Raw genomic sequence first — 13,067 nt, forward strand, 5'->3', positions numbered from 1 at the left:
TAGGAAAAAAGGAAAGGAGGCGAGGGAAGCAACAATCGAACTTCGATTTGAAAAGCTAACGATAAAACCTCCTCAATACAAGAAATTAGAAAATATTGATATGTATGCGTTAACCGCAACCGAGGTAGGCGGACCTCCGGAAGAATCTATCGATTGGAAATTTCTAACCACAATTCCTATTCACAATTCGGACGATGCAAAAAGTATGATCGCCTATTACAAAAGCCGCTGGGGTATTGAAGTTTTCTTCAAGGTTTTAAAGTCTGGATGTAATATTGAATCTACTCAATTTAAATTTGGGAATCGATTCAAAGCTTGTATTGCTGTCTGCGCTATTGTTGCTTGGAGAGTTATGATGTTAACATTCTTAGGTAGAAATATTCCAGGTTTAAAAGCATCCATCCTATTCGAGTCTTTTGAATGGAAAGGCATTTATTGTCGACTTTTTGAAACTCCGAAACCTCCTAAGGAAGAACCCGAGTTAGGAACCGTCTTACTGTGGATTGCTAAATTAGGCGGGCACTTGGCTCGCAATTCCGATGCTCCTCCGGGCCCCCTTACCATTTTTAAAGGCCTCATGAGAGCTATGGAAATCGGGTTTATGTTTAAATTACTCACGAAAACCTAACTTGTGGGTAAGGTTATGGACTTGTGGGGTCGCAGTTGATTGTCGCGGTAGCTTGTCTGTACGGACTAACAGATTTTTATGTTATAGTCAAGTAATTAATTTCTAAATATTAAAAAACCCAAATATCAAACAAAATTCAAATCCGGTTTTACCCTTTGTTTTTAAGCAACAAAATAGTCATATCGTCGCTCTGAACCTTTTCAAATTCGGTTACCTTTGAAAAAATTTCCGTTCCGAGTTGTCTAAGCGGGAGTTTCGCGTAGGACTCGAGTAATTTGATCAGCCTTTCCTCCCCGAATAGTTCATCGGATTGGTTGCGTGCTTCCGTGATTCCATCCGTGTATAAAAGTACAATATCTCCAACGGACATAGGAACTTTATGGTTTTCTAAAACGTCTCCTAAGTCGTCGACGATTCCAAGCCAAGAACCGGTCGTAGGAATCACTTCCACTTTCTTTTCTTGAGCGCGATAGATCATCAGATCCATGTGTTTTCCGGACACGACTAAATAATTGTCTTCCAGTCGAAAGAGCATCATCGTCATATAACGATCCGTTCCCAAACGTGCGATATTCTCTTTAATGACTCGATTGGCCTCGTTCAATACTTCGGAAGGATTGAGCATTGCCTTTTGTTGAACGATTGCTTGGATCGCGGTTTGAGCCATCATCATGATCAATCCGGATTCTACTCCGTGACCGGAAACGTCTCCGATTCCTACCCACTTTTCTCCGTTAGGCGCATCGATAATGTCGTAATAATCTCCTCCCACCGAATCCGTGGGAACCATAAGAGCCGCCACCTCGTAATGTCCTATGTTCGTCTTACGTGGAAGAAGAGCCGTTTGTATCATTTTGGCTAACTGCATCTCGCCCCAGAGAGCGTCTCTGGCTCGAAGCACTTCCGCGCGAGAGTTGTCCAGATTTTGATTGGCCCCCACGAGTTCCGCTCTCAAGAGATATTCGGATCGAACGAGTTTGAACCTCACCCAAGAGATCGCCGCGGTGATGATGATCGTAGATCCAAGAAAGAAAAGATTGTTTACGATGATTCTTGGATCGAAGGGTTGATCCTCTACTATATTAAATCCGAGATAAATGAACAACACAAGAAATCCATTGACCACGGAATGGATCGGACGCCAGGAAAGAAGAATGTTCACTGCCATAAGCACGAGCATCAAACCTGCGTAGTAACTCGAATTGAATCCTCCCAAATCCACGGTCATTAAAACGATCATCAGACTGATCATGGAGGAAATAATATATCCATGCAAAGGATAGGAACGATTGGGATGTGTAAAACGAATCAAAAGGTATTCGATGATGACGAGGACCGTCGTTGCTCCTCTGTAAATTGCGAATCGAAGATGCAAATGGGGTGGTTGTGTATAATAATCCAAAAGTAGAAAGAATGGAATGAGGATGATACAGAGCATCGTGAGTACCTGCATCCATTCGCGGACGATTCCCTGAAGGTATATTTCAAAATCATCATTTACCTTCGAATTGATAGCTATTTTCTCTTTGAGTGTGAACTGCATACTTTTAAACCGTTTTAACCGTTGGGCGCCCGCATTTCCAGAAACATCTGGCATCCGGTTTTTTCGAAAAAGACGCGACTATGCCCCGGAAGAGTGGAAGCCAATTCTAACATTTCTTCTTCCGTTCTATGATACAGAACCCAGTCCAACCAATACTCCATAAACGCCTTATCAGGATTACTGACGTGAAAGTTTCCTATGATCAACTTACCGCCGGGTCTGAGCATCTCGAAAAGTCTCGCGAGTACCGCTCTTGCAACCGGAGGAGTTAGATAATCGAAAAGCCCCATCGAATAGATAAAGTCGAATCTACCCCAAGCTCCCGGAAGATCCCGAATACGGAGCATCGAACGTACAGAATCGTTGATGTATCTAACGTGAATCGAAAGACCTTTTTCAAGTTCGAGTTGATTCACCGTATTCATCGCAACTCGAAGCGCTTCCATATCCTGATCGAGTAAGGTAAAGTGAATTTTTTTCAACTCGACCATATCGCTGAAAGCCTCTCCGATTTCATCCGCAGGGCCGCAGGCGACGGACATAGCTCGAAAATCGGCATTGCCGTGATTTTCTACCGCCTCTCGAATTTGATCCGCGATCATCCTGCGTCGATTGCGTACCGCATTTGCCGCTGGAATTTGTAGAGGATAACTGTGCAATAACCTTGCGAAAAGAGACTTACCCGTGATTTCATTTTCATAAATCATCTTCATCATTTCATAGTCTCCCGCATATCCGCGAGGTTTTAAATTCGTCCGCAACATAAAAGCGGAATGAAGAATAAAATCCCAGACTTGTTTTCTGAAAAAAAATCCGTGCGCTTCGTTTTCGTCCTTTGAGAAATTTTTTGTTTGTTCCTGGAGTTCTTGTACTTTGGATTCGAAAAATTCCATAAACGTCTGGCCTTCCCGTTCTAGAATCATCTGATGCAGATGTTCTTGAACCGGCCCCGGTTCTTTTAAAAATTTCCGATCCAAGTCGTCGAAGAATTGTTTATAAACATTCAATTCGAACGTGAGGTTGGCGCTGTATTCTTTAAAACGTTGATTCACTTTTTCTTTTTGATTGAGTATCAATTGTAAATTAAAAAGTCCGGTGTCGTATACGGTGAATCTCTTTTTGCCGATCAGATCGGCCACGTCTACGGTATCGTCGAGAAGCAATACCAAATACTGAGGAAGAGCGGTGGAAGTGGTCGCATGTTTAACGGGAAGCATCCTACATCTACCGAGTTCGATTCTTTTTCCATCCAACTCGATGATAAATCCGTCGGCGTTAAATGGAACGATGTATGGCGGCGCCTTTGGAAGTCGAATTTGAAAAGAATAGCGCGAATGTCCGCACACTTCTACATTCGTAATGCTCCCATTCGTTCGGAGCAAGCCGACGATGGTATGTTCAACGATCATATAAACTATTGTCCTATGACCTGAATTCTTCCGTCTTTAGTCTCGAAGATCCGTAGAGCGGAAAAACTTAAGTCCTGCCATTTCTTAGTCTTGTTGTAAATGAGTTTGACCTTGCCGTTTCCTTTTTTAATCATTTCCAAAGTTTTAATCACGGGAGTGATCGTAGAAGAATTCATATATTCAAGTTGTCTAAAGTCCCAAATCACCGCTTTATGTTGATCGCTACCTCGTTTCATCACGTCCGACAACGTTGGTATGATGAACTGACTCGGGTTTCTCTGTACACTTTTTCCGAGCCAACGAATTAGAATCTCGTCGCCGTCCACAACTTCTAGTTGAAGTTGGTCTTCCGAAAAAATCTGATTGTTTAAGCTCATGTTAAACCACCTGCTCCCTATCTATTTTCGGTTGTAGGGCCGATACATAGAGAATATCATCTTCGTTTACATAAAAATCGAGAATTGCCTCGCCTTCATAAGCGATACGAATGAGTCCTAGTCCGCTTTCATTGTCTTCTAAGGGTTGTCCCGCTACAAGTTTCAGTCTTTCTAAATAAGCTTGAAACGGAGATTGAAAACTTCGAATCCATTGAATGATAGAATCGAGACGACGTAAATTTTCTACGATTCCCGCGGAAGGAAGAGGACTCCAGGCTTGCACGAGCATTCCATCCTTACCGGATTCCAATTTAAAAGTAAACTCCTGGCTTTCGCTTGTGAAGTGGCCGTATTTAATCGCGTTTTCAAGAATCTCGGATGCGATCATACACAGCGCGTCCCTGGTTTCGTCCGATGAACCCAGCTCTTCCAAAAAATTACGACACTCTTCTCTTGCCCGTTCTATCTCCGCCCAAATAGGACGAAGTTTCATTTCAAGCAATTTGCCTTCGTTGCTATTTTGCATCCGAACCCTCCGGCCTTGTTAGGCCCAACAACATCTCTCACCAGCGTTGGACGAAGCGCGGTGATCTTTCATAACATACCAACCGGGAAGAATATTTCTTGCGGTTCTTTTTTACCTCGAAGTAAAAATGTACCGATTGCTTCGACGTTGATTTCATGACGAATAAAATCGGAAGTAAAAGAATCCAAAAGTATATCATGACCCGTCGTTTTCGTCAGAGCTTCCAGTCTACTCGCAGTATTGACCGCATCGCCTAACACGGTGTATTCCATGTGTCGCGAAGAACCTATGTTTCCTGCGAACACGTTCCCGGTCGAAATCCCAATACCCATTGCCACGGGTCTGACAATTTTTGGATTTCGGTTATCATTGAACGCGCGTAGATACTCTCGAATTTGCAGAGCCAATCGAACACAGTTGATCGTATCCTCTTCTTCCGGGAAAGGACAGCCAAAAGTGATCAAAAGTCCGTCTCCGAGTAATTTATTTACCGAGCCTCCGTTCGCGTAAGTAATGTCCATAAGCCCCGTAAACAACTCGCTCAAAAAAGCCGCAAACTCGTCCGGATTCAACGTCTCGGCAATTCCCGTAGAATTTCGAACGTCGCAGAATAACATCGTAGCTTGAACATTCTTCCCTTCGAGTTCGGTTTGCCGTTTTTCATCGACGAGGTAGTCCACCAAGTTTTCGGGAAAGTATTTCTCCAACAGACGTTTTGCCTGTTCCACGTCCTCCATTCGTTTGCTGAGTTCTTGCGATTTAGCGTGTAGTTCGCTTATATCCCGTAAGGTGAAAACACAACCGTGGGAAGTTCCATTGGTGTCATGAATCTGAGCGACCGTACAGATAACGGGAGTACTTCGTCCATTGGAGCCGGAAAGAATCACGTGTTCAAAAACGGCGGGCGACTGATTGATCGTAGCATAAGAAGCTAAATTCTGAATGATCGCACCTTTCGTGTCTCTTAAATGCATTACGTCGTCCACAATCCTACCTCGCACCGCTTTCTCGCTCATTCCCAAAAGCGCTTCCGCAACCGGATTTAAAAACTTAACTCTGGAAATCGAATCGGTAGCTATCACTCCGTCTCCAATCGAACTCAAAGTGGTAGTCAGCCAACTTGCATCTTCCCGAAAACGTTTCTCCATCTTATGTCGATAGAGACACATCTCAACCGTGATCTCAAGTTCGCGAACATTCACCGGTTTGAGAATATATCCGAACGGTTCCGTTACGCGAGCCCTTTTCAAAGTAGCATCGTCGCTGTGTGCGGTCACGTAGATCACCGGAACATCCAGTATCTCTTTCAACTTGACCACGGTTTCAACACCGTCTATAAATCCGGTACCGAGAACGATATCGATCAACACAAGATCCGGGCGAATTTCCCGGGCCATCTGGAGCGCCTTTTCTCCGTTAGTCGCAAGACCGATCGAAGTGTAACCGAATTTCTGTAGAATCTCTTGAATATCACGCGCTACGATCCTTTCGTCCTCGACGATAAGAATTCGTGAAGCCTGTGATGCTCTATTTGCAAATTCTAACATCTTAACACCGACAAAAATTAAGAATCGATTTAAAGGAAAGATTTTTATTCGGGCTTTGACGATAGATAAAATGAAATTGTCGCTTGAACGTTTTCGATCCTGTTCTGTTGCGCATAATCAAAACCTACGTGTTCGTTCGTTAAGACTGAAGATGTTTATTTGTGTTTTTAAAATCATCTCAGTCGCCTGGAACCCGGTATTGGCAAAATTCAAAACTAAAGGTTCGGATGACCTCTTTCGCATAGGAATTGATCGTAATTCGCTCCGACTAAATTTACATTTAGAAAGATTTTATATATGGATGCGGGGCGCACGAGCGAATCCGGGAACTTCCTATGGAAATCGTCTACTTCCGAACTAATCTTGTGAGAAGGAAACATAGTACTCCTTTCACCGTAATTTTCTCATATCGAAACTCGTTTCAACGGATTTCGATCCGGGGAGCAAAGGAACCTTTTAAGGCGTCGGTTGTTCGTTGCGGTAAATCGTCTGTACGGACTAACAGATCTTTTGACTTTAGTCAACTAGTTATTTCCGACATTCAAAAAACTGAAAACAAACAATTGAATAGAATCATTCTATTCTAAAATTCAAAGTAAGCTATAAAAGAGGAGACCTCTTTCAAAATGGAGAATTGTCTCTTATATTGTAAATCGGAACTCTTTTTGAGCCCAATTCCATCTCCGAAAGGCACGGACCCAAGTTTATAACTTTGGAAACCGAACCAATACGCGGTGTTTAAGACCGGAAATTCCTAACCAAGATGATTCATTTTGAACATAGTCCCGCATTGAAAAAAATCCAAAACGTATTCCGAAAACAATCCTCCCATTCTCTTTGCACACGGCGCGTGCCATGGTGTTGGGAGGAGAATTTTATTCCCTACTTTCAAAAAGCGGGTTATGATGGATATGAGAGGCCACGAAAAAAAATTCGAATCAAGGCGGAAGCTTTCGGTGGCATTCGATCCGAAATTACGTTCAAGAAGTTTTAACCAAGTTATCCCGACCTCCGATCCTAATCGGACATTCCATGGAAGAACTCGTGGTTCAAAAAGTATTATAAAATACGAATGTACCCGGAGCCGTTCTTCTTGCGAGCGTTCCTACTCACGGAGTGTTTAAGATCACATCGGAATTATTGCTCAAACATCCGATCAAATTTTCCAAGGCGATTCTCACGCTTTCTTTGCTTACGATCGTGGAAAAAACAAAAATCGGCTCCTAAGAAGAAGACAAAAAAAGTATAAACTCTCGTTTTGATAAGCGAAGTCCGTTTTTTAAGCGGACATTTTAAAAGGATTTAGTCAATTTATTATTGATTTTTTATAAAATAGGGATTCCATAATCCTTCACGCTTTTATTCCCTATCGAACTTGGAATAGAGGCGAAGGAAGCGAAATTATGGGGTTCATCATCCGATCCGCACTCGTCTACTCGATATTTCTAATATCCTCTTCCCTATTTTCGCAGAGCCTGATCGTGGATTCCAATTTCAAAAAATCCAACCTGATCGGATATGTGGAAAGATACGAGGACAACCAAACCTCTCTCAAACTCGCCGACTTGGATAAAAAAGAATTCTCTTTTCAGAAAGTAAACAAGGTCAATCTGGGTTATTCCGATTCCGCGCATTGGCTCAGGTTCGGTTTAAAAAATCCGGATAGAAGTTCAAAACTCATTATCTACGAACTCGCTTATCCTTTGATCGATTCCATCGAAGTGTATATTAAGAATTTGGATTCCGGCGAGATCGCTACCCTGCGGTCCGGCGATAAACTTCCCTTTAAGACTAGGGAGATACGTCATCAGAATTTTACTTTTCCGATCCGATTGGCGGCTCAGACGGAATATCGGCTTATGGTAAGAATCCTCACTGAAAGTTCCGTACAATTTCCGATGACTCTCTGGTCCGCGAACGAATTCTCCAATCACGTAGTGGACGAACAAAAAACGTTCGGTCTCTATTACGGAATTATGATTGCGATGATGGCTTATAACTTCTTTCTTTTTATAGGAACGAGAGATAAGTCTTATTTGTTTTACGTTTTATTCCTGACCGGTTACGTTTTGTTTCAAGCCTGTCTGAACGGACTCGCGTTTCAGTATCTCTGGCCGGACGCAATCTGGTGGGCAAATTCTTCTCTACCTTTCTTTATGTTTTTCGGCGGAGGATGGGGAGCTCAGTTTTCGAGGGAATTCCTAAGAATGAAATCCTATCATCCTCTATTGGATAAAATTCTATTGTCGTATTTCGTGCTCGGGATGATCGCCTCCGTGTTGAGTCTCGGTCTTAATTTTTCGATCGGAATCAAATTAGCAATCGCTTATGTGTTTTTGATGGTCGTGCTTTTGATCGCTGCTGGACTCGTTTCCATCTTCAAAGGTTATCGCGCCGCGAGATTTTACCTTTCCGCGTGGATTTTTCTTCTTCTCGGAATCGTAACGTATATCTTAAAAACACTCACCCTCTTTCCTTCCAACTTCGTAACCGAATATTCCATCCAGTTCGGTTCGTCCTTCGAAGTCCTTCTTTTATCCTTGGCGCTCGCCGATCGGATCAACATCCTTAAAAAGGAAAAGGAAGAAGCGCAGAAGAAGCTGATCGAAAACCAAAAGGAAGCCTTGAAAAGGCAAACCGTGATGACTCAGTCTTTCGAACGGTTCGTTCCGAAACAATTTCTAAATCATCTCGGTAAGGAAGATATCAGCGATATACGATTGGGAGATCAGGCAAGAAAAGAGATGACTATCTTCTTTTCCGATATAAGACATTTCACGAAACTTTCGGAAAAGATGGATCCGAAAGACAATTTCAATTTTTTGAATTCTTATCTTAAAAGAATGAATCCTCTCGTGATTCAAAACGGAGGGTTCGTGGACAAGTTTATCGGAGACGCGATCATGGCGCTCTTTCCCGAATCGGGAGAAGACGCACTCAGAGCCGCGATCGAAATGCAGTCCGAGGTCCGACTCTACAATCATCACCGATTGAAAATCGGATACGAACCGATCAAAATCGGAATCGGAATTCATACGGGTCACTTGATGCTCGGAACGATCGGAACGGAAGAACGTATGGAAGGAACCGTTATCTCCGACACGGTCAATCTCGCGTCAAGAATCGAAGGTCTTACTAAAAAGTTCGATTCGTCCATTCTCATCAGTGAAAAAACTCTGCAGACGATTCCCGACCCGACTCGTTATAAGATGCGTTTGATAGGACGCGCAAAGGTAAAAGGAAAAGAAGACGAAATCGTGATCTTCGACGTTTACGAAGGTTTATCTCAATTTCAAATCGATCTCAGAAACGGTACCAAGTACGACTTTGAAAAAGGCGTCACAAACTTTCTTTTAAAAGAATTCGATCGGGCCCAGGACGCATTCGCTTCCGTTTTAAAAGTAGATCCAACGGATATCGCCGCCGAGGCTTATCTCAAGGCCTTGCGAAAAACGTCCGCTCTTCGTAAGGGATAATCATCAATTCAAATCTGCGACGAAATCGGGTTCCATTGTGCAAGCGGTTTCTTTTATTTGTTCCGACAAACTAACGCATTCAAAAACGTCTCGGAGTTGAAATTCGAAACACTAACGCACGCAAATGCACCTTGCAGCCGAAATCCCAAAAACTACTTCGTTCAAAAACCGTTGCAATCAGAATTATTTTCGAAGTCACCAGGACCTCAACCCGAACCCCGCAACAAACACTTTCATCATTCAGAATATTCTAATTTAACAATATACACAAATGACATTTCAGCTTTCCTGGACTACTTTTTTCGAGCCCCGAATCACGTTTCCAAATTCCAGAAACGCGTTTCTAAATTTTTCTATCGTTTCCGGATCGATCAACTCGTCGTTTTCGTTGATCTTTCTGCGCGCCAATGGAATCGGAAAAGAAGAATTTTCCACGATCAATACGTTCATCGCTTTTAGAGTTGTAATCAAGGAAGCGTGCGCCTTATCCCCGCCCATATAAGAAGGAGAAGAACTTAACGCCATCACCGGCTTATTGACGTATTCACCCGAACCGACGACCCAATCCAAAGAATTCTTTAAGGCCCCCGGCATTCCGTGCGCGTATTCGGGCGTACAGATCACGACACCATCGGCGTCTTTCAAGGCCGCGCGATAACGCAAGACGGCTTCCGGAGAATTCTCCCCATCTCTGTCCGGAGAAAAATGAGGAAGATCATCTAACCCTTCAAAGGTGATAAACTCCATTTCTGGCGGGGCGGTTTTCAGGATGGCTCTTAAAATGGAAGAACTGGTGGCCTGGGGACGAAGACTTCCCGAAATGGATAGAATTTTCATAACGTAAATCTTAGAGTGAATCCGAGTTCGTTTCGGTGGAAAAAAATTTCCGATTTTTTACGATCTCAGAGAAGGATGATTCGAAACGTGGTTCCATGATTCAACCGGCTTTCCACTTCGATTCTTCCTCCCATGGCTTCGACCTGATTTTTAGTGATAAACAATCCGATTCCTTTCGCGTCCCGGTTGTTGTGAAAGGTCTTATACATTCCGAAAAGTTTGTCCCCGTATTTATTCATATCGATTCCAAGGCCGTTATCCGTGATGCTGAGAACCAATCGGTTGTTTTCATATTCGGCGCTGAGCGTAATCTCCGGAATTCGATCGGGATGGCGGTATTTTACCGCGTTTGTAAGAAAGTTGAGTAGAATACTTTCCATATAAGAAGCGTTACAACGAACGTGTATCGAATCCGAAACCAAATTTCGAATCCGAACCTGATACTTTTGAATTTCCCCGCCGATCGCCTGCGTGGCCTTTTCGATATAATCCCGAAGGCCGATTTCCGTATTCTGAAGATTCTTGTTGGTTTGTATGGAAACGACTTCGTTCAGATTCCAAACGGTATCCATCAAACTATCCGATGCTTTTGTAATATACTGAATTACTTTTTCCCGTTCCGAATCGTTTTTCGATTCCTCCAAAATTTTAAGGAGCATCGTGATGTTCCCCGCGTGGGAACGAAGATTATGAGAAACGATATGAGCGAAGTTTACGAGTCTTTCGTTCTGATTGTTCAACACGTCCAAGGTTCGTTGAAGAGCCAATTCTCTTTGTTTTTGTTCCTGAATGTTTTGAAACGTTCCGGAAATACGAATACATTTTCCGTTGAGATATTCCGGCTTTCCGATGGATCTAGTCCAAACCAAATTTCCTTTTGCGGTAACGATTTCCACTTCGAAATCGAAGGGTTTGGCCGTTTGAATCGATTTCTCCAAAACGTCGTTGAATCGTTTTTTTTCCTTTTCGCTCTTAAAAAAACGAGTGATTTCATTTCCGTCCGGTTCGTAGTCCTCGGGCAATTCGAAAATCGATTTCGTCACCTTGCTCCAAATTCTAGTCTTCGTTTGCAAGTCCAACTCCCAAGACCCGATCTGCGCGGCCTCGTTCGTTCTAGTTAAAATCTCTTCCAACTTGCTTCTTTCAAATTCCTTTCGTTTAAGAATCGTGATGTCCGCCGTATACATCAAAATACCGCCGACCACGTTCGGAGAAGCATACCAAGGCCTCACTTCCCAGATGATCCATTGAACCGTTCCGTCCAAGCGGGTAAAGGCTTCCTCCTCTCTTCTTATAACCTTTCCTCGCAAACACTGCTGGTGAATATCCTTCCATTCCTCTCCGATTTCCGGAAAAATTTCATAGTGTGAACGACCTATGATTTCTATTCCGTCCAAATAATAATCCACAAGCCATTGTTGAGAGGCAGCCATATAATTCATGTTCGTATCGAACATCGCAATCGCGGAAGGTGCGTTTTCGATAAAAACCTTAGTCAGTTCATAACTTTCTTTTAATGCGATTTCGGCGTTCTTATGTTTTGTGATATCCCAATTCGTTCCCAACATTCGAAACGGTTTACCGGAAGCCAATCTTTGAACGATCGCGATAGCCTTGATAAAACGAACGGAGCCGTCCGGCCAAACGACTCTAAACTGAGTATCGAATTCCTTTTCTCCGGAAATCGCCTGCCTATGTTCGAGTTTACATCGTTCAAGATCGTCCGGATGTAAACTCGATTCCCAATCGACAGGAGTTCCCGAAAAATTCTCTCGGTTGATTCCATAGAGGTCGAACATCGTATCGTCCCAGGACACTTTCCCCGTGATCAAATCCAAATCCCAAATTCCGACTCTCGCCGTTTGAGTCGCGAGCGCAAGACGATCGACTGCGTGTTGTAATTCGAATTCTATCTTTTTGGATTTTGTGACGTCGAAGTAAGTGCCGATCATCAGAACCGGTTTTCCTTTCGAATCGGTTTCCACGACCTTACAAGTGCATTTAAACCAAACAATACTTCCGTTTTTATGAAAAAAACGAACATCGGCTTCGTAAGGTTGGCGAAGATCCGTCTTTAGATAGTCTTCGAATTCATTTTGAATCGGGTTCAGATCTTCCGGAACGATATAAGATTGCCAGGTTCGTATGGAATCTTCCAATTCTTCGTCTTGATAACCCAACATGGACTTCCAAGCCGGACTTAAATAACTCGTATTTTCCGCGAAATTTTTTTCCCAATATCCGGCGTGAGCCTGTTCAAGAATCGTTTTAAGAATGTGAATCATCGTATAGTTACGTTTTAAAAGCTTATCCCAAAACTTCAGAAAGACTATTAAGAACTGTAAAATCCTAAATAAAACCTACGAAAATTGCGGAAATAAATTCGATGCCGAAAAAATTCGAAACATTTTGGGACAAATCCTTAAAATGAGAAGATTTCCTTCCGTTCGTTTTTCAAATAACTTCCAAACAATTGTGATTAAAAGGAACCTCTAAAAACCCGCTTTTTTTGAAAATCTATATTATAGAATTATTTAGAAAAGCGTTTTGTGCTTAGAGCTTATTCAAAAATCTAAAAATGTGGGAACTCCAATTTTAGTGGATAGTGATTAGGAAATAGTGGATAGATTGACCTCTGTCTTTGCCTGAAATACGTTGACCTTTTTTTTTGCCTGAAAAAAAGGAAAATGAACAAAAAACAAAAGTTAAACCATCTGCGAGAAA

9 protein-coding genes and 1 pseudogene are annotated in these 13,067 nt (G+C 42.7%); 3 read left to right on the forward strand and 7 right to left on the reverse strand.

Annotated features, from left to right (window positions below; all coding sequences use genetic code 11):
* Positions 1–628: IS4 family transposase (locus tag LEP1GSC194_RS19460; RefSeq protein ID WP_020772098.1), on the forward strand; the 628-nt coding region annotated here is incomplete at its 5' end.
* A 148-nt stretch (positions 629–776) separates the two neighbouring features.
* Here LEP1GSC194_RS19460 and LEP1GSC194_RS19465 read toward each other — a convergent pair.
* From LEP1GSC194_RS19465 to LEP1GSC194_RS19485, 5 genes are all read right to left on the reverse strand, one after another.
* On the reverse strand, positions 777–2,171 hold the full coding sequence (locus tag LEP1GSC194_RS19465; protein WP_020775206.1) for a PP2C family protein-serine/threonine phosphatase: 1,395 nt from the start codon (positions 2,169–2,171) through the stop codon (positions 777–779).
* Positions 2,172–2,185: 14 nt separating this feature from the next.
* Positions 2,186–3,580: a class I SAM-dependent methyltransferase gene (locus LEP1GSC194_RS19470; RefSeq protein WP_036043837.1), complete on the reverse strand. Its 1,395-nt coding sequence runs from the start codon at positions 3,578–3,580 to the stop codon at positions 2,186–2,188.
* Between the two features lie 5 nt (positions 3,581–3,585).
* On the reverse strand, positions 3,586–3,957 hold the full coding sequence (locus LEP1GSC194_RS19475) for a hypothetical protein (RefSeq protein ID WP_020775211.1): 372 nt from the start codon (positions 3,955–3,957) through the stop codon (positions 3,586–3,588).
* 1 nt (position 3,958) lies between these two features.
* On the reverse strand, positions 3,959–4,483 hold the full coding sequence (locus LEP1GSC194_RS19480) for an ATP-binding protein (protein ID WP_017808618.1): 525 nt from the start codon (positions 4,481–4,483) through the stop codon (positions 3,959–3,961).
* A gap of 68 nt (positions 4,484–4,551) precedes the next feature.
* The gene (locus tag LEP1GSC194_RS19485; protein ID WP_020775207.1) at positions 4,552–6,030 is read right to left on the reverse strand and encodes an adenylate/guanylate cyclase domain-containing protein; all 1,479 of its coding nucleotides are present in this window, start codon (positions 6,028–6,030) and stop codon (positions 4,552–4,554) included.
* Between the two features lie 763 nt (positions 6,031–6,793).
* Here LEP1GSC194_RS19485 and LEP1GSC194_RS23315 point away from each other — a divergent pair.
* Positions 6,794–7,254 (forward strand): annotated as a pseudogene (locus tag LEP1GSC194_RS23315) (alpha/beta hydrolase); the annotation flags it as partial.
* A 179-nt stretch (positions 7,255–7,433) separates the two neighbouring features.
* A complete protein-coding gene (locus LEP1GSC194_RS19495) occupies positions 7,434–9,506 on the forward strand; it encodes a 7TM diverse intracellular signaling domain-containing protein (protein ID WP_020775212.1) in 2,073 nt (690 codons plus the stop codon).
* Positions 9,507–9,785: 279 nt separating this feature from the next.
* Here LEP1GSC194_RS19495 and LEP1GSC194_RS19500 read toward each other — a convergent pair whose 3' ends face one another.
* Both LEP1GSC194_RS19500 and LEP1GSC194_RS19505 read right to left on the reverse strand, forming a co-directional pair.
* Positions 9,786–10,343, reverse strand: coding sequence for an NADPH-dependent FMN reductase (locus tag LEP1GSC194_RS19500; RefSeq protein ID WP_020775210.1), 558 nt, complete (start codon positions 10,341–10,343; stop codon positions 9,786–9,788).
* A 65-nt stretch (positions 10,344–10,408) separates the two neighbouring features.
* Positions 10,409–12,628, reverse strand: a complete 2,220-nt coding sequence (locus tag LEP1GSC194_RS19505) for a PAS domain-containing sensor histidine kinase (RefSeq protein WP_020775209.1) — start codon at positions 12,626–12,628, stop codon at positions 10,409–10,411.
* Positions 12,629–13,067: the final 439 nt, after the last annotated feature.

The organism is Leptospira alstonii serovar Sichuan str. 79601 (assembly GCF_000347175.1).
Classification (GTDB): Bacteria; Spirochaetota; Leptospiria; order Leptospirales; family Leptospiraceae; genus Leptospira; species Leptospira alstonii.

What these genes read in the sequence shown, in the direction of transcription:
- LEP1GSC194_RS19465 (WP_020775206.1), bottom strand. Translation starts at nt 2,171, where the DNA reads ATGCAGTTCACACTCAAAGAGAAAATAGCTATCAATTCGAAGGTAAAT.
- LEP1GSC194_RS19495 (WP_020775212.1), top strand. Translation starts at nt 7,434, where the DNA reads ATGGGGTTCATCATCCGATCCGCACTCGTCTACTCGATATTTCTAATA.
- LEP1GSC194_RS19480 (WP_017808618.1), bottom strand. Translation starts at nt 4,483, where the DNA reads ATGCAAAATAGCAACGAAGGCAAATTGCTTGAAATGAAACTTCGTCCT.
- LEP1GSC194_RS19500 (WP_020775210.1), bottom strand. Translation starts at nt 10,343, where the DNA reads ATGAAAATTCTATCCATTTCGGGAAGTCTTCGTCCCCAGGCCACCAGT.
- LEP1GSC194_RS19505 (WP_020775209.1), bottom strand. Translation starts at nt 12,628, where the DNA reads ATGATTCACATTCTTAAAACGATTCTTGAACAGGCTCACGCCGGATAT.
- LEP1GSC194_RS19470 (WP_036043837.1), bottom strand. Translation starts at nt 3,580, where the DNA reads ATGATCGTTGAACATACCATCGTCGGCTTGCTCCGAACGAATGGGAGC.
- LEP1GSC194_RS19475 (WP_020775211.1), bottom strand. Translation starts at nt 3,957, where the DNA reads ATGAGCTTAAACAATCAGATTTTTTCGGAAGACCAACTTCAACTAGAA.
- LEP1GSC194_RS19485 (WP_020775207.1), bottom strand. Translation starts at nt 6,030, where the DNA reads ATGTTAGAATTTGCAAATAGAGCATCACAGGCTTCACGAATTCTTATC.